14 protein-coding genes, 2 tRNA genes and 2 pseudogenes are annotated in these 14,594 nt (G+C 72.2%); 7 read left to right on the forward strand and 11 right to left on the reverse strand.

The window, feature by feature from the left end; translation table 11 throughout:
• Positions 1 to 10: 10 nt before the first annotated feature.
• Together ACWEVP_RS00400 and ACWEVP_RS00405 are read right to left on the reverse strand one after the other, a co-directional pair.
• Positions 11 to 814 (reverse strand): alpha/beta fold hydrolase, encoded by an 804-nt coding sequence (locus ACWEVP_RS00400; protein ID WP_452060458.1) that lies wholly within the window; start codon positions 812 to 814, stop codon positions 11 to 13.
• Between the two features lie 58 nt (positions 815 to 872).
• On the reverse strand, positions 873 to 1,289 hold the full coding sequence (locus tag ACWEVP_RS00405) for a hypothetical protein (protein ID WP_452060459.1): 417 nt from the start codon (positions 1,287 to 1,289) through the stop codon (positions 873 to 875).
• A 220-nt stretch (positions 1,290 to 1,509) separates the two neighbouring features.
• Between ACWEVP_RS00405 and ACWEVP_RS00410 the strand changes: the two genes are divergently transcribed.
• The 3 genes and pseudogenes from ACWEVP_RS00410 to ACWEVP_RS00420 all read left to right on the forward strand — a co-directional run.
• Entirely contained in the window at positions 1,510 to 1,803 is a 294-nt protein-coding gene (locus tag ACWEVP_RS00410; RefSeq protein WP_452060460.1) for a hypothetical protein, read from the forward strand.
• A 161-nt stretch (positions 1,804 to 1,964) separates the two neighbouring features.
• A pseudogene (locus ACWEVP_RS00415) lies at positions 1,965 to 2,225 on the forward strand (ABC transporter ATP-binding protein); the annotation flags it as partial.
• A gap of 5 nt (positions 2,226 to 2,230) precedes the next feature.
• Positions 2,231 to 2,501: pseudogene (locus ACWEVP_RS00420) on the forward strand (hypothetical protein); the annotation flags it as partial.
• Positions 2,502 to 2,552: 51 nt separating this feature from the next.
• Here the strand turns inward: ACWEVP_RS00420 and ACWEVP_RS00425 are convergent.
• The 3 genes from ACWEVP_RS00425 to ACWEVP_RS00435 form a co-directional block, all read right to left on the reverse strand.
• A complete protein-coding gene (locus ACWEVP_RS00425) occupies positions 2,553 to 3,545 on the reverse strand; it encodes a HEAT repeat domain-containing protein (protein ID WP_452060461.1) in 993 nt (330 codons plus the stop codon).
• Positions 3,539 to 4,204, reverse strand: coding sequence for a HEAT repeat domain-containing protein (locus tag ACWEVP_RS00430; RefSeq protein ID WP_452060462.1), 666 nt, complete (start codon positions 4,202 to 4,204; stop codon positions 3,539 to 3,541). Before ACWEVP_RS00430 ends, ACWEVP_RS00425 begins: the two co-directional genes overlap by 7 nt.
• A gap of 138 nt (positions 4,205 to 4,342) precedes the next feature.
• Positions 4,343 to 4,855: a lytic polysaccharide monooxygenase auxiliary activity family 9 protein gene (locus ACWEVP_RS00435; RefSeq protein WP_452060463.1), complete on the reverse strand. Its 513-nt coding sequence runs from the start codon at positions 4,853 to 4,855 to the stop codon at positions 4,343 to 4,345.
• A gap of 257 nt (positions 4,856 to 5,112) precedes the next feature.
• Here ACWEVP_RS00435 and lexA point away from each other — a divergent pair, with 257 nt between their 5' ends.
• Entirely contained in the window at positions 5,113 to 5,766 is a 654-nt protein-coding gene (lexA, locus tag ACWEVP_RS00440) for a transcriptional repressor LexA (protein ID WP_364454794.1), read from the forward strand.
• A gap of 50 nt (positions 5,767 to 5,816) precedes the next feature.
• On the opposite strand, the gene ACWEVP_RS00445 is transcribed toward lexA, so the two are convergent.
• Together ACWEVP_RS00445 and ACWEVP_RS00450 are read right to left on the reverse strand one after the other, a co-directional pair.
• Positions 5,817 to 6,068: a DUF4287 domain-containing protein gene (locus tag ACWEVP_RS00445; RefSeq protein WP_452060464.1), complete on the reverse strand. Its 252-nt coding sequence runs from the start codon at positions 6,066 to 6,068 to the stop codon at positions 5,817 to 5,819.
• Between the two features lie 76 nt (positions 6,069 to 6,144).
• Positions 6,145 to 6,927: a class I SAM-dependent methyltransferase gene (locus ACWEVP_RS00450; RefSeq protein WP_452060465.1), complete on the reverse strand. Its 783-nt coding sequence runs from the start codon at positions 6,925 to 6,927 to the stop codon at positions 6,145 to 6,147.
• A gap of 77 nt (positions 6,928 to 7,004) precedes the next feature.
• On the opposite strand from ACWEVP_RS00450, the gene ACWEVP_RS00455 reads away from it, so the two are divergent.
• Positions 7,005 to 7,604, forward strand: coding sequence for a TetR/AcrR family transcriptional regulator (locus ACWEVP_RS00455; protein WP_452060466.1), 600 nt, complete (start codon positions 7,005 to 7,007; stop codon positions 7,602 to 7,604).
• A gap of 164 nt (positions 7,605 to 7,768) precedes the next feature.
• Here ACWEVP_RS00455 and ACWEVP_RS00460 read toward each other — a convergent pair.
• Together ACWEVP_RS00460 and ACWEVP_RS00465 are read right to left on the reverse strand one after the other, a co-directional pair.
• Positions 7,769 to 7,840, reverse strand: a tRNA-Val gene (locus tag ACWEVP_RS00460).
• Between the two features lie 38 nt (positions 7,841 to 7,878).
• Positions 7,879 to 7,953, reverse strand: a tRNA-Val gene (locus tag ACWEVP_RS00465).
• A 194-nt stretch (positions 7,954 to 8,147) separates the two neighbouring features.
• Here ACWEVP_RS00465 and ACWEVP_RS00470 point away from each other — a divergent pair.
• Complete coding sequence (locus ACWEVP_RS00470; protein ID WP_452060467.1) at positions 8,148 to 9,596, forward strand: DHA2 family efflux MFS transporter permease subunit; 1,449 nt, start codon at positions 8,148 to 8,150, stop codon at positions 9,594 to 9,596.
• Between the two features lie 239 nt (positions 9,597 to 9,835).
• On the opposite strand, the gene ACWEVP_RS00475 is transcribed toward ACWEVP_RS00470, so the two are convergent.
• Entirely contained in the window at positions 9,836 to 10,243 is a 408-nt protein-coding gene (locus ACWEVP_RS00475) for a MarR family winged helix-turn-helix transcriptional regulator (protein ID WP_452060468.1), read from the reverse strand.
• A 76-nt stretch (positions 10,244 to 10,319) separates the two neighbouring features.
• Between ACWEVP_RS00475 and ACWEVP_RS00480 the strand changes: the two genes are divergently transcribed.
• Positions 10,320 to 11,234 (forward strand): quinone oxidoreductase family protein, encoded by a 915-nt coding sequence (locus tag ACWEVP_RS00480; RefSeq protein ID WP_452060469.1) that lies wholly within the window; start codon positions 10,320 to 10,322, stop codon positions 11,232 to 11,234.
• Here ACWEVP_RS00480 and ACWEVP_RS00485 read toward each other — a convergent pair.
• Complete coding sequence (locus ACWEVP_RS00485; RefSeq protein WP_452060470.1) at positions 11,224 to 14,571, reverse strand: serine hydrolase; 3,348 nt, start codon at positions 14,569 to 14,571, stop codon at positions 11,224 to 11,226. The genes ACWEVP_RS00480 and ACWEVP_RS00485 overlap by 11 nt on opposite strands.
• Positions 14,572 to 14,594: the final 23 nt, after the last annotated feature.

Below are 14,594 nucleotides of genomic sequence, written 5' to 3' on the forward strand. Positions count from 1 at the left end.
GCCGGGCGCGTCACCCCAGCGCGATTTCCCGCACGGCGCCGGCGACCTCCTGGTGGTCCTTGCGCAGGATGGCGCCGTGGTTGCTGGCGACCTTGGCGTGGACGGTGATGTGCGGGTTGCGGGCGGCCACCGCGGCGACACCGGAGCGGACGCGTTCCTGCTCATCACCCTTGCTGCCGAAGGAGGTTCCGGAGGCCAGCACGTAGCGGGCGGGGACGGTGATGGCGTCCAGCACCGGACCCAGTTCGTCCACACGGGACAGTTTGCCGAGCTCGATGTTGCTCTCGGCCTGCTGATCGGCCGACATCCGCGGCGCGAGCCCGGTGGGGCGCAGCAGCGGGAGGAACCAGCTCATGCGCTTGAACAGCTTGCGGATGCGCTGTTCCATGGCGTCGTCGAGCCAGTCGTAGGGCTGCGCGCCGTCGACGAACACCGCGCCCAGCGCGCGTTCCGGGTTCCGGCCGGCCCAGTGCGCGGCGACGAAGGCACCGTAGGACCAGCCGACCACCAGAGCTTTCTCGACGCCACGGGCATCGAGGACCGCGTCGACGTCCCGGACGGCGGCCGCGAACGAGTAGTCCGCCGAGCGCGCGGACTTGCCGCGGGCGCGTTCGTCGTAGGTGATGTGGCGGAAACCGTCGCCGAGGTCGGCGAGGACGCGCTTCCAGTAGCCCTGGGTGGCGAACTGGCCGTTGAGGTAGACGACGGGGATGCCGGGGCCGCCGGTGTCGGTGACGGCCAAGGCCGTGTCGTCGACCGGCACCAGGCCGGTCCAGGTCGAGGTGGCGGTCGAGGAGGTGCTGTTCTTGGTCATGAGAGCACTGTGGCGGCGCGGGCTGACACGGCCCTGACACCGAACTGACGCTGCCACCTCAGGAGCCGGCCGGTGACGCGAGGTAGGCGGCGATCCTGATCCGCAGACCACGCAGGTGAACCAGATCGATGCCGAACGCCGTCGCCGGCCGGTAGCCCGCGGCGGGCTCGCCGGTCCGGCATGGGCCGGTGAGGTAGACGAACTCGTCGTCCGGGTCGTACCACGGCTCCGACCACACCACCGCCTGCCCGGCCGCGGCGTCGCGGCGCCGGGCGCGGGCCAGCCAGTAGATGGGCAGCTTCAGCACCTCGCCGAGTGCCTTGTCGAAGGCGGGGAGGTCGTTCTTGGCGAGCGCGAGCCCCCGCCCGTTCCACACCCGCGGCGCCCAGTAGCCGCCGCCGGAGGCGTGGGTGAACGTCGCGGTGTCCCCGGACGCGGTGATCGTCCAGTCGGCCACGGTGGTGAGAGTCGGCATGAGGGCTCCCTGCGGTCGCGGCCCCCAGGTTCCGGCACACCGTAGTGGATCATGACCACGCGAGGACACCGCCAGTGGCACGCCGGCGGTGCGCCGACCGGCCGGACACGCGGTGAAGACCCAGGTCAGCGGCCTGCACGCGAACGCCGTGCCAGACGTTGTTAACCTGAGATTCATCCGTGGATCACCGGATGAGGGTAACCATGCGGGGTAGGTGGCCATGCACGACGAACAGCGGGTGGAGCTCGTTCCCCGGTCGGTGGCCGAGCTCACGACCGATCCCGGCTGGACGGTCACCCGCACCGGCACGACCGGGCAGTGGCTCACCGCCGAGCGGATCGTCGAGGGGAACGGGCACCGCCGGCTCATCGGGCTGACCCCGATCCGGCCCGGCGTCGTCGCGCTCATGCTGTGGGCCGACGGCGAAGTCGTCGAGCACCTGCGCACCACCGAAGCCGAGGCGTGCGGGACCGCGCACCGCTGGGTCACGGAGTTCGGCACCGGGCAGCTCTGATCCCCGCCGGGCGCCGGATCGCACGAGGCGGAAATCATCGACGCTACCGGCGGAAGGTCCGCTCCTCGACCGTGGCCCTGCGGCTCCACGCCTGGCAGCGCCCGCCGTCCCGGTAGTCCGCCATCGCGCTCACGCTTCCGGTGAATCGGCGATCAGGTCGTGGCCTCGACCCCGAAGCCCGCATCGAGGTTTGGGACACGGTGAAGGGCCTCGCCGCACGCGGCACCACCGTGCTGCTGACGACCCAGTACCTCGACGAGGCCGAGCCGCTCGCCGACCGGATCGCGATCCTGCACGAGGGCCGGATCATCGTCGACGGCACCCTCGCCGAGCTCAAGCGGCTGCTGCCGCCCGCCGAGGTCGAACTCGTCGAGAAGCAGCCGACCCTCGAGGACGTCTTCGGCTCCCGCCAGGAAAGGTGAGCACCATGACCACGCACGTCCTCGGCGACACGACCGTCCTGTTGGGACGGTCGCTGAAGCACGTCACGCGCAGCCTGGACACCGTCATCACGACCGCGGTCACGCCGATCGCCATGATGCTGATGTTCGGCTACGTGTTCGGCGGCGCTGATGGGCTTCCGCTCGAGCGCGGACGTCACGGCGTGGCTGGCGGTGACCGGCATCCTGCTGCTGTTCACCCTGGCGCTGACGTGGATCGCGGTGCTCGCCGGCCTCACCGCCGAAACGGCGGAGGGCGGCCGTTTACCGCCGCAAGATCTCCTGGGTCTAGTGCCGTGTGGGAGCGGGTCACCGGTCGGCCACCAGTGCGGCGGCGACGCGGGCGACGGCCTGGTCGTCGTCGCGGGCCAGGTCCCGCAGGACGTCGCCGGCGAGGGACGGCGGCAGCTCGGCCAGCGCCTGGGTCAGGCGGATCCGCACCGCCGGGTCCGCGGTGTTCGCCAGCGCGCCGGTGATCGCGCTCATGACCTGCTCCGCGCAGCCGTGTTCGGTGGCCAGGCAGCTCAGGACCTCGGCGGCCTCGACGTCGTTCGTGCCCTCGACGACCATGCCGGCGAGGACCGGCACCGCCGCGCTGCCGCCGCGGTTGCCCGCCGCGAGCGCGGCGGTCCGGCGCACCGCCGGGTCCGGGTCGCCGAGCGCGCCGACCAGGGCCGACGCGGCTTCGTCGCCGGGCAGCTCGGCGATCGCCCGGACCGCGCGCCGCCGGACGCCGGCGTCGGCCGAGCGCAGGCCGGCGGCCAGGCTCGCCACGGCGTCGCCGCCGGCCCGCGCCAGCGCCCACCGGAGCGCGCCGGCGACGTACGCGTCGGACTCGGCGAGGACCGCCTTGGCCAGCACGTCGGCGGGCACCGGCCCGTCCTCGGCCGGGGCGAGGACGGCCTGCTGCCGGCGCGCGGCGTGGGGCGAGTCGAGCCCGTGCAGCAGCTCGACGACGCGCAGCACGTCGGGCCAGCCGTCGGGGGCCGAGGCGTCGATCGCCCGCAGCCGTTCGAGCAGCTCGTTCTCCCGCTTCAGCCGGTCCTCGGTCCGCCGGATGAGGTCGCCGACCAGGACGGCGGGCGGGAAGTCCGGGTCCGCCAGCGCGTCGCCGATCTGCCGCAGCGACAACCCGAGTGAGCGCAGGCCTTCCACGTGGAAGATCCGGCGGATGTCGGCTTCGGAGTATTCGCGGTAGCCGCCGACGGTGCGGCCGGTCGGCCGCACCAGCCCGAGGGAGTCGTAGTGCCGCAGCATCCGCGTGCTCACCCCGGACCGGCGGGCCACCTCGCCGATCAGCACGCCGCTCCCCCGGCGCGCTCCGGGCCGAGCGCGACGACCCGCTTCGCCTCGTCGACGGCCAGGTCGAACCCCGCGTCCGGGTCGTGCAGGAGCCGTTCGGTGGCACGGGCGTGGGCGCGCACCGCCGGGTCGGCGGCGGCCAGCGCCGTCCGCAGGACGGGCTCGATCACGTCCCCGAGCGCGGCCAGGGCCCGGCTGAGGCTCAGCCGCGTGTCCCGGTCGCCGCGCCCGAGCTGCGCGGCCAGCTGCCCGGCCAGCTCCTCGCGGCCGCCGTCGGGCACGAGGACGACGGCGGCCCGCCACGCGCTGCGTTTGACCTCGTCGTCGGCGTCGGCGAGCAGCGCCGGCGTGATCGCGGGCCACGCGGTCCGGTCGCCGATCTTCGACAGCGTGTGCAACGCCTGGCTCCTGGCCTGCGCCCGCTCCGAACGGAGCTCGGCCACGAGCCGGGGGACGGTGCTCTCGGCGGGCAGCCGGGTCAGGGCCCAAGTGAGCATGTCGCGCACGAAGAAGTCCGGCTCGACCGCGCACCGGCCGACGAGGGCGTCGGCCAGGCCGGGGTCGGCGAGCGTGCCGGCGGCGAGCGCCGCCTCCAGGCGCGTCGACGAGGTGCCGGCCGCCAGCGCGGCGACCAGGCGTGGGTCTTGGTTCCGGTTCATGGGGATCACCTCCAGCCGCCAGTGAAGACCTTGTCACAGTGTCAAGGTCAAGCGGCGGCAGGCGAGGTGATCCCGTTCGGGTGAACGGCCGCGGGAACCGGCCGCCCGGGAGCCGCGCGCTCCCGGGCGGCCGGGGTCTCAGCCCACCTGGAGGTCGATGCAGCTGTAGAACGCGTTCGCCGTGTCCGCGATGTTCCACACCGCCAGCACGGTCTGGCGCCCCGGGTGGCCGCCCAGGTTCACCTGGTGCGAAACGGTTTCCGGAGGCTGCTGGTCGTTGCCGCTGATGTCGGCGACCTTGTCGTCGCCGATCCAGTACTCGTAGTTGCTCGTGCGGTGGCGGGCGGTGAAGGTCCAGGTGAACGTGGCCGTCGTGCCGACCGGGGAGGCCTGCCAGCCCTTGCCGTCGTCGTTGAGCTCGGCGAACTGGGAGTTGCCGCCGTCGCAGGACTTCAGGCCCTTCGGCCCTTCGACGCTCTGCGGCTCGTACTTGATGTCGCCGCAGGACACCGTGCCCTGCGCGCACTGCGCCTGGCGGCTGGCCGGGGCGTTGACGTAGCCGTGCGCGCTCGCGGTGCCGGCGGGGCTCACCACCACCAGGACCGGGGCGAGGAGTGCACCCGCCGCGGCGGCGGCCAGTTTGCGGTTCATAGACGCTCCTTCGGGGACAGGCTCGTTTCCCGGGTACGACGAAGCCGCGGTGGGGATGCCCACCGCGCCGGGAAGGGGTTCGAGCGAAGGAAAATTGTGGTCTAGACCATACGGCGAATCGGACATCAGGTCAACAGCTGGCAAAGTCCAGGTTCATGTTGGTAAGACGCCAACTGTCACCCGGTGTTCCGGTCAGCGGGACCGCGCGAGGTGACCAGGCCGCACCGCGCGCCGCGGCTGCCTCTAGGATTCCGCCGGTGACCACCTACGACGACACGTTCGAGCACCTCGACGCCTCGGCCCTGCCGGAGCGGCAGCAGAAGATCCTGGTCGTGATCCGGGACTGGGTGGTCCGCCACGGCTACTCTCCCAGCACCCGCGAGATCGGCGAGGCCGTCGGCCTGCAGTCGACGTCGTCGGTGTCGAAGCACCTGGCGAGCCTGGAGGACAAGGGTTTCCTGCGCCGCGGCGCCACGGTGTCGCGCCCGATGGACGTCCGCGCGTTCCTGCACGGCAGCGCGCCCGCCGCGGACGCCGACTCCGTGCCCGTCCCCGTCGTCGGCGACATCGCGGCCGGCACGCCGATCTCGGCCGTGGAGCACGTCGACGACGTCCTCAAGCTGCCGCGCGACCTGACCGGGCGCGGCACCGTCTTCGGCCTGCGCGTGCGCGGCGACTCGATGATCGACGCGGCCATCTGCGACGGCGACATCGTCGTGGTCAAGCAGCAGACCGAGGCCCACTCCGGCCAGATCGTCGCGGCGATGATCGACGAGGAGGCGACGGTCAAGGTGTACCGCCGCCGCGACGGCCACGTCTACCTCGAGCCCCGCAACCCGGCCTACGCCGTCATCGACGGCGACCGGGCGGCGATCCTGGGCGTGGTCGTCTCGGTGCTGCGGAGCGTCTGACCCGCTTCACCACGTGACCGGGTCGGTCGCGGCCGGTCCTGCGGGCTCGGTCAGGAGCGGGCGGCCACCCCGTCGAGGTGCAGCACCCCTTCGGCGTGGTGCGCGGCGACGAACTCCGGCCCTTTCGTGACCAGCCGGGCGATCGCCGTCGCATGACCGTGGCCGAGGCCGTGCTCGGTCTTCAGCCAGGTGATGATCTCGCCGTGCTTAGTGAGGTTCTTCTCCGCCGCGAGGTCGAGGAAGGCGCGCGGGGTGATGCCGGTCTGCTTCTCGGCGTTGTCGAGGTAAGCCTGAAAAGACATGGTGACTCCCAGTTCCGGCCGAAGCTCGTTCGGTACGTCGTGCTTGCCACCAAGGTCTCACCGACAACTTTTCTTGTCAAGCCTTCTTCGCCGCGACCGCCAAGGTCGTGTACTCGAGGGTGAAGCCACCGCCGAGAGCGTCGATGGCCGCGCCGACGCCACCGAGGACGTCCGCCAGCGCGCCGGGCTCGAGCCGCGTCAGGCCGCCGGTCGTGGGCAGGAGGTCGAGCCATTCGTCGCGGGTGTAGGTCCGTTCCCACGCGAAGGACCACCGCTCGGGCGCGGCGAAGCCGCCCGCGTCCCGGATCCCGTCGGCGAACTTGGTGAACATGACGTCGTAGAGTTCGGCGGCACTCCTGGACTCCCCCGCGAACGGCGAGCCGGGCACCACCCGCCGGATGCCGTCGGCCAAGGCTTCCGCCACCGGGGCCGGCGGCTGGAACACGTGCGCGAACACGGCGAGCAGGCCACCCGGACGCACCAGGCCGGCCGCCTTGGCCGCGCCGGCGACGGGATCGACCCAGTGCCAGGCCTGCCCGGCGACGACGGCGTCGAAGGTCCGCCCCGCGCTGTCCCAGTCCTCGAACTTCGCGACCTCGACGTCGACGCCGGTGGCCCGCGCGAACGCGGCCATCCGCGGATCGGGGTCGACACCGAGCACCCGGCAGCCGGCGGCCCGGAACTGCCGAGCCTCGATGCCGGTACCGCAGCCGACGTCGAGGAAGTCGCGACCAGGACTTTCGGCGACCACGCGAGCGACGAGTCCGGCGGGGTACTCGGGCCGGGCGCGGTCGTAGCGTTCGGTGTCGACCCCGAAGGATTCGGCGAAGTGACGGGCTTCGTGAGGCTGAGTGGGCATGCGCCCACTATAATGGGCACTCGCCCACTCGGGCAACCGCCCGAGCGTTCGCCGCGGGCGTAACGGAGAATGGGGCCATGCCGACCGGTGTCCACTTGCGCGACGTACGCAAGCAGCTGTTCGAGGCGGCGGAGCGAGTGCTGCTCCGCGAGGGCCCGAACGCGTTGACGAGCCGGGCGGTGACAGCCGAAGCGGACGTGGCGAAGGGCGTGCTGCACCGGCATTTCACGGACTTCGACGAGTTCCTGGCGGAGCTGGTGAAGGACCGGATAGCCCGTCTGGCGGACCAGTCGGCGATCCTGGAGGCGTCGGCGGGAACGCGAACGGTCTCGGCAAACCTGACGGACGCGCTGACGGAGCTGTTCGATCCGGTTTCGATAGCGCTGACGAGCTTGGTGTTCTTCCGCGACGAGCTTCGTACACGTCTGCGCCGGCCGGGCGACGGACTGCCGTTCCTGGCGGAGGCAAGGGAGATGCTCTCGACGTATCTGGAGGCAGAGCGAGCGCAGGGCCGCATAGCGGCGGACGCGAACGTGGACTCCTTGGCCCTTTCCTTGATCGGAGCAAGCCACCTGTTGTTCGCAGGCCGGAAAAAGCACACGCTGCCGGACCCGGCGGAGCTGGAGAAGCTGGTGAACACGGTGACAGCGGACGTAGTCCAGCGCAGGCTTCTGTAAAGAAAGTCCACTAAGGACAGACCGGCACCCGGCCACCCAACGCAACCACAAGCGGGGGTCCGGGGGCTTGCCCCCGGCGGGGGCGTGGGGGCTCGGCCTCCACAAGACACAACGAGAGGGTCATGTTCGCGCTTTCCGCGAACATGACCCTCTCAACCATCTCGTGGGCGATACTGGGATCGAACCAGTGACCTCTTCGGTGTGAACGAAGCGCTCTCCCCCTGAGCTAATCGCCCGTGGTACGAACTTCCACGAGTTCCCGGGGGTGGGCTCGTGGTGCGCGATACTGGGATTGAACCAGTGACCTCTTCCGTGTCAGGGAAGCGCTCTCCCGCTGAGCTAATCGCGCGCTGCGGAACTCCGTACTTGCTGAAGCATATCGGACGGTTCCGGAGCGTCAGCAGGGGGTCCCCTGTGACCGGGGGCACCGCCGAAACCGCCGTGACACGAAGGCGACGGAACGGGCAGACTGCAAGGAGACCGCATGCCTTCGCCCCGGCCGTCGCCGGGCCCGTGCGCCCGACCGAGAGAGCTTCCGCCCCGATGACCGACACCGTGTCCACTCCGCCCGCCGACCTGGACCGCGCTCCGGCGCGGCCGGGGCTCCTGATCGGGGTCCTGGTGCTGTCCGCGTTCGTGATGATCCTGAACGAGACGATCCTGAGTGTCGCGTTGCGTGACCTGACGGTCGACCTGCGGGTGCCGACGACGACTGTGCAGTGGCTGACCAGCGGGTTCCTGTTGACGATGGCCGTGGTCATCCCGACGACGGGGTTTCTGCTGGAGCGGTTCACGCCGCGGCAGGTGTTCTTGTTTTCGCTGTCGGCGTTCAGTCTGGGGACGTTGCTGAGCGCGCTCGCGCCGGGTTTCGGGATGTTGATGGCGGGGCGGGTGGTGCAGGCGTGCGGGACGGCGGTGATGCTGCCGTTGCTGATGACGACGGTGATGCGGCTGGTGCCGCCGGAGCGGCGTGGCGCGACGATGGGCACGATCACGATCGTCATCGCGGTGGCGCCGGCGATCGGGCCGACGATCGGTGGCGCGGTGCTGTCTTCGCTGGGCTGGCGCTGGATGTTCTGGATCGTGCTGCCGCTGTCGGTGGCGGCGCTGGTGACCGGCGCGCTGCAGCTGCGGCTGGAGAGCGAGACGCGGCGGGTGCCGTTGGACGTGCCGTCGGTGCTGCTGTCGGCGATCGGGTTCGGCGGGGTGCTGTACGGGTTGTCGTCGAGTGGCGAGCAGGCCGGGGCGGCGCCGCTGGTGCCGGCGTGGGTGCCGATCGTCGTGGGCGTGGTCGCGCTGGTGGTGTTCACGTGGCGGCAGCTGCGGTTGCAGCGCCGTGACCGGGCGTTGCTGGACCTGCGGCCGTTCACGCACCGGAGTTTCGTGGTGGCGCTGGTGCTGACGGCGCTGCTGTTCGTGTGCCTGATCGGTGCGGCGGCGATCCTGCTGCCGCTGTACCTGCAGACGGTGCTGCACACGAGCACGTTCGTGAGCGGGCTGGCGGTGCTGCCGGGCGGGCTGGTGCTGGGGCTGCTGGGCCGTCCGGTGGGGGCACTGTTCGACAAGGTCGGCGCGCGCCCGCTGGTGATCCCGGGCGCGGCGGCGATGGCGGCGTCGCTGTGGCTGTTCACGACGCTGGGGCCGGGTTCGCCGCTGATCGCGGTGATCGGGATCCACGTGCTGCTGATGGCCGGGCTGGGGCTGATGATGACGCCGTTGTTCACCGAGTCGCTGGGTGTGCTGCCGGATCACCTGTATTCGCACGGGAGCGCGATCCTGTCGACGTTGCAGCAGGTGGCGGGCGCGCTGGGGACGGCGGTGTTCGTGAGCGTGGCGACCGTGTGGAGCGCGGACGCGGCGGCCGCCGGGCCGGACGCTTCGGGCTTGCGGGCGGCGTTCGTGGTGGCGGGGGTGATCGGGTTGCTGGCCTTCGCGGGGACTTGGCTGATCCGGAAGTCGGTGCCCGGCGCCAACGCGGCTTCGCACCACTGACCCGAGTCGGTCCACTGAGGACACAAGTCCCGCTTCCGCTCAGCGAAGGCTGGGGGGAGACCTGCGAGCGGAAGCGGGAGTTCGAGGCCGGTACGGGGGTCGCCTCGCGGCGAGTGGCGCTCCACGGCTCCAGCCGGACTGGCACTCCGTGAAGGCAAGGGGTGAGGCTCGGGGACTCCTCCGTACCGACAGCCCTTACAACGCCGCGGCGACGCCGGTGTTCCCCGACGTGACCGGGCTCATGCCAGCATCCGCCCGAGCAGGACGCCCAGGCGGGTGCGGTCGGCCGTGCCCAGCCCGGCCGTCAGCGGCGCCATCGCCCGCGACACCTCCGCCGTCAGTTCCCGGGCCAGGGCGACGCCCGCCGGGGTCAGGCTGACGCGCACCGACCGGCCGTCGTCGCGGCTGGCCTCCCGGAGCACCAGGCCGCGGCGGACCGCGCGGTCGACCAGGCCGCTCACCGATGACCGGTCCAGCCCGAGGTGCGCCGCCAGCTCCGCCATCTTCGGCGTGCGGTCGCGCAGGATGCCCAGTACCCGCAGCTGCGTCAGGGAAAGCTCGTGCGCCGCCGCGACCTGGCTCAGCACCGCCATCACCGCGAAGGACACCTGGGCCAGGTTGTCCAGCACCTCGTCGGGTTCGGTCATGCCGTCGAGACTACCTTGAACTAGTTGGGAATGCCATCTAAAGTAGTGGGCATTCCCAACTAACTCAGGAGCCGTCATGCACGCAGCCGTCGTCACCGAGTTCGGTACTCCGCCCACCTACCGGGACTTCGCCGATCCCGGGTCCCGCGGCGAAGACGAGGTCGTCGTCGACGTCCTCGCCGCCGGGCTGCACCCGCGGGTCCGCTCCCAGGCCGACGGCTCGCACTACACCGGAACGGGTGAACTTCCGCTCGTTCCCGGCATCGACGGCGTCGGCCGGGCCCCCGATGGCACGCTCCGGTACTTCGTCCTGCCCGACACGACGCTGGGCTCGATGGCCGAACGGACCGTCGTCGACGTCAGACGCAGCGTCGTCCTGCCCGCGGACGCCGACCCCGTCACCGTCGCCGCGGGCATGAACCCCGCGATGTCCGCGTGGATCGCCCTGCGCCGGCGGATCGAGTTCACCGCCGGGCAGGACGTCCTCGTGCTCGGGGCGACCGGGAACGCGGGACGGCTGGCCGTCCAGGTCGCGAAGCACCTCGGCGCGGGCCGGGTGATCGCCGCCGGCCGCGATCCGGAAAAACTCGCCGGGGTCGAGGCGGACGAAACCAGAACCTTCGGCGACCTCGGCAAAGCCGCCGACGTCGACGTCGTCCTCGACTACGTCTGGGGCCCGCCGACCACCGCTGCCCTGCGCACCATCGTCACCGAGCGCGCGGACCGGGGCCGCCCGTTGACGTGGGTCGAGATCGGCTCGGTGGCCGGGCCGGCGATCGAACTCCCGTCGGCCGCGCTCCGGGCGGCGCGCCTGCAGCTCGTCGGCAGCGGCCAGGGTTCGGTGCCCACCCGGGACATCGTCGCCGAGCTCCAGGCGCTCGTGAGCGAAATCGGGAGCTTCCGGATCGACGCGCGCCCGGTGCCCCTCCAGGACGTCGGACGAGCCTGGCGGGACACCGGGAGCACTCAGCGCATCGTCGTCACTCCTTGACCTTCGGCGTCGCCCGCACGCCGGAGTGCAGGTACCGCTCCCCCGTCGGCAGCTCGTAGAACGTCACCGACACCCAGCCGCGCATGCCCGCCGGGCTGTACGCGAAGTGCGCCGGGCCGACCGCCACCAGCTCGTCCTCGGTCGTCGGCTCCGGCACCAGCTCGGCGAGCGGGCCGGTGACGGTCTGCCGGAGCCACAGCTTGCCGTCCCGGTCGAGGACTTCGGTGCGGACCGACTCCCGCTCGTAGACGCCGAGGAACTCCGAAGCGTCGACGTCGGGAGCCGGCACGGCCGGTTCGAGCGGACGCGGCATCGCGACCCCCGCCAGCTCGGCGAAGATCTCGCGGTAGAGCTCCTCGTACAGGTCGTGGGTGCTGCCGCCGTTGGTGAGCAGCGTGACCGCCAGCCCGTGCCCCGGCAGGATCCGCAGGAACGCCGCCTGCCCGATCGTGTTGCCGTCGTGGCCGTAGACGCGGTGGCCGTCCCAGCCGAAGCGGATCCAGCCCAGGCCCCACGAGTCGCCGAGGGTGTCCTTGTCCGGCATTTCGAACTGCTCTTCGGTCATCGCCTGGGCTGACTCGGCCGAGAGCAGGCGCGAGCCGTCCGGGCCGAGGCCGCCGGTCAGGTGCAGGCGGGCGAACGCCAGCACGTCGTCCGTGGACGCCGTGATGAGCCCGGCCGGGCCCGCCGAGCGCTGCAATCCCCACACGGGCGCCGGTTCGGGCTCGGCGTCCCCGGCCGCGACGTGCCCCATCGCGGCGCGGTGCAGGAGCGCCTCCTCCGGCAGCGTGGTCGTCCGCTTGAGGCCGAGCGGGGTGAACAGCCGCTCGCGCAGGGCCGCGTCCCAGGTCTTGCCGGTCAGCTTCTCGATCACCCGGCCGACGAGCACGAATCCCGAGTTGCAGTAGGACAGCGTCGCGCCGAGGGGGTGGGTCTGCGCGGCCTGGTCGAGGATCGCGACGTACTTCTCGAGGCAGTCGTCGCCGCGGCCGGTGTCGGTGAAGACGTCGCCGTCGATGCCGCTGGTGTGGGTCAGCAGGTGCCGCAGCGTCACCTTCTTCGTGACGTCGGGGTCGGCGAGCTTCAGCTCCGGCAGGACATCGATGATCGGCGCGTCCAGCGTCAGCAGCCCTTCGTCGACCAGCTGCATCGCGACGGTCGCCGTCCACACCTTGGTGATCGAGCCGATCTGGAACACCGAGTCGTCGGTGACCTCGACGCCGGTCGCCTTGTTCAGCACGCCGTGGCTCACCTGGACGACCTCGTCGCCGTCGAGCCGCAGGATGCCGAGCGCCGCGCCGGGGACGCGGTACTTGCGCGCGAGCTCGGCCAGCCGCCGTCGCCAGTGCGCGGCGTCGAGCGGGACCCGCGCCGGCTTGCCCGGCTCCCCCGCGTACTGCTCGACCCAGTCCACGACGCGGCGGTTGAAGTCGGCGCGGTGCGACGGCCTGCCTTCGAGGATGAACAGGTGCGACGCGCCAGGGTAGAGCACCAGCCGGGTCGGCACGCCCTGCTCGCGCAGCGCGGTGAACCACTGCTCGGCCTGCCCCGCCGGGCACCGGTCGTCGTCGGCGCCGTGCACCACCAGCGTCGGCGTGCGCACCTTTTCCACCTGCGCCAGCGGGGAAAGCGCCGCGTAGTGCGCGCGGTTCTCCGACGGGATCGAGCCGAGTTCGGCGACGCCGAGGTAGTGCCCGGCGTCGGACGTGCCCGCCATGCTGACCGGGTCGCTGACCACCCCGCCCGCGACCGCGGCGGCGAACCGGTCGTCGCGGCTGGTGAGGTAGCACGTCATGAAGCCGCCGTAGCTGTAGCCGGTGACCGCGAGCCGCCGCGGGTCCGCCACCCCTTCGGCGACGAGGTCGTCGAGCGGCTCGAGGAAGTCCTTGGCGTCGGCCACGCCCCAGGCGCCGACCGCCGCGGTCAGGAACGCTTCGCCGTAGCCGTCGCTGCCGCGCGGGTTGAGCAGCAGCACCGCCCATCCGCGGGCAGCGAGCTCCTGGTGGTGGACGTGCACGGCGTCGGCGGTGCCGTTCCACGCGTTGTGCGGGCCGCCGTGGATGTCGAGCAGCAGCGGGAGCGGGCCGCTGCGGGCGGGGTCGCGCAGCAGCCAGCCCTGCACGACCGTGCCGTCGGAGACGGTGAACTCGCGTTCCTCGCGGGTGAACAGCTCGATCTCGTCCGGGCCGTGCGCGGTGTGCACCCGCGCCGCTCCCCCGGTGACGTCGACCGTCGCGACCTCGCCGAACGACGTCGGCGTGGTCAGCACGACCGCCGCGGTGGTCCCGGCGACGCTCAGCCCGTCGACCGCGGTGCCGGCCTCGCCGAAGACGCGGCGCGGCTCGCCGCCGGTGACGTCGACCGCGTAGAGGTGCGTGCAGCCGCGGTCCCGGACGCAGAAGAGGACCGTCGAGCCGTCGCCGGCGAGCCGCGGCACCGCACCCGGGTAGCCCGGGCCGCCCGGCATGACGTTGCGGTCGAGCGACGCGGCGAGGTCGACGGTCTCACCGCCGTCCAGGGGCACGCGCAGCAGCCCGGCGTGCCCCGGCGCGGTGTCGAGGCGGCCGATGACGAGCAGCGCTTCGCCGTCCGCGGTCCAGGTGACGGTCCCGGCCACGCCCTCGGCCGAACCCACCTGCCGCGGCTCGGCGGTGCGGTCGCCGGGGTCGAGAACGTGGACGGCAGACCGGAAGGTGAGGTCGGCGTCGGCGTCGCGCGCCGCCGGGAAGGCCAGCAGGGCGCCGTCCGGCGACCACGCCGGGTCACCCGCGTGCCAGTCCCCCGCGGTGACGCGGCGGATCTCACCGGTGGCGACGTCGAGGACGTGCACGTGCTTGCGCAGCGTCCGCAGGAACCCGGCGCCGTCGGCCTTGAAGTCGACCCGGTCGGCGACGATCGGGGCGCTCGCGCGGCGGCCCTGTGCGCCGTCGTCTTCGCCCTCTTCGGCGGCGAGGTCGATCGGGGCGCTGAAGGCGATCTCGGCGCCGTCGGGCCGCCACACCGGGGTGCCCGCGCCGAGCGGCAGCGTGGTGACCTGCTCGGGCTCGCCGCCGTCGGCGGGCAGCAGCCACAGCTGCGCCGGGCCGTCCTGGGCGCGCAGGAACGCGATCCGCGTCCCGTCCGGCGACCACACCGGGGCCGCGTCGGCCCGGCCGCGGGTCAGCCGGCGGGCCGCACCGCCGTCGGTGCCGACCTGCCAGAGCGAGCGCGTGTCGGTGTCCTGCTCGCGGTCGGCGGTGCGCACGGCGTAGACGATCCGGGTGCCGTCGGGCGAGATCGCCGGCTGTTCGGGGAACTCCAGGGCGTACAGGTCGTCGGTGCCCAGACGTCGGGTCATGCGGGATCTCCTTGTGGGAAACG

It is taken from the genome of Amycolatopsis sp. NPDC003865, assembly GCF_053605345.1.

What these genes read in the sequence shown, in the direction of transcription:
- ACWEVP_RS00400 (WP_452060458.1), bottom strand. Translation starts at nt 814, where the DNA reads ATGACCAAGAACAGCACCTCCTCGACCGCCACCTCGACCTGGACCGGC.
- ACWEVP_RS00405 (WP_452060459.1), bottom strand. Translation starts at nt 1,289, where the DNA reads ATGCCGACTCTCACCACCGTGGCCGACTGGACGATCACCGCGTCCGGG.
- ACWEVP_RS00410 (WP_452060460.1), top strand. Translation starts at nt 1,510, where the DNA reads ATGCACGACGAACAGCGGGTGGAGCTCGTTCCCCGGTCGGTGGCCGAG.
- ACWEVP_RS00430 (WP_452060462.1), bottom strand. Translation starts at nt 4,204, where the DNA reads ATGAACCGGAACCAAGACCCACGCCTGGTCGCCGCGCTGGCGGCCGGC.
- ACWEVP_RS00435 (WP_452060463.1), bottom strand. Translation starts at nt 4,855, where the DNA reads ATGAACCGCAAACTGGCCGCCGCCGCGGCGGGTGCACTCCTCGCCCCG.
- ACWEVP_RS00445 (WP_452060464.1), bottom strand. Translation starts at nt 6,068, where the DNA reads ATGTCTTTTCAGGCTTACCTCGACAACGCCGAGAAGCAGACCGGCATC.
- ACWEVP_RS00450 (WP_452060465.1), bottom strand. Translation starts at nt 6,927, where the DNA reads ATGCCCACTCAGCCTCACGAAGCCCGTCACTTCGCCGAATCCTTCGGG.
- ACWEVP_RS00455 (WP_452060466.1), top strand. Translation starts at nt 7,005, where the DNA reads ATGCCGACCGGTGTCCACTTGCGCGACGTACGCAAGCAGCTGTTCGAG.
- ACWEVP_RS00470 (WP_452060467.1), top strand. Translation starts at nt 8,148, where the DNA reads ATGACCGACACCGTGTCCACTCCGCCCGCCGACCTGGACCGCGCTCCG.
- ACWEVP_RS00475 (WP_452060468.1), bottom strand. Translation starts at nt 10,243, where the DNA reads ATGACCGAACCCGACGAGGTGCTGGACAACCTGGCCCAGGTGTCCTTC.
- ACWEVP_RS00480 (WP_452060469.1), top strand. Translation starts at nt 10,320, where the DNA reads ATGCACGCAGCCGTCGTCACCGAGTTCGGTACTCCGCCCACCTACCGG.
- ACWEVP_RS00485 (WP_452060470.1), bottom strand. Translation starts at nt 14,571, where the DNA reads ATGACCCGACGTCTGGGCACCGACGACCTGTACGCCCTGGAGTTCCCC.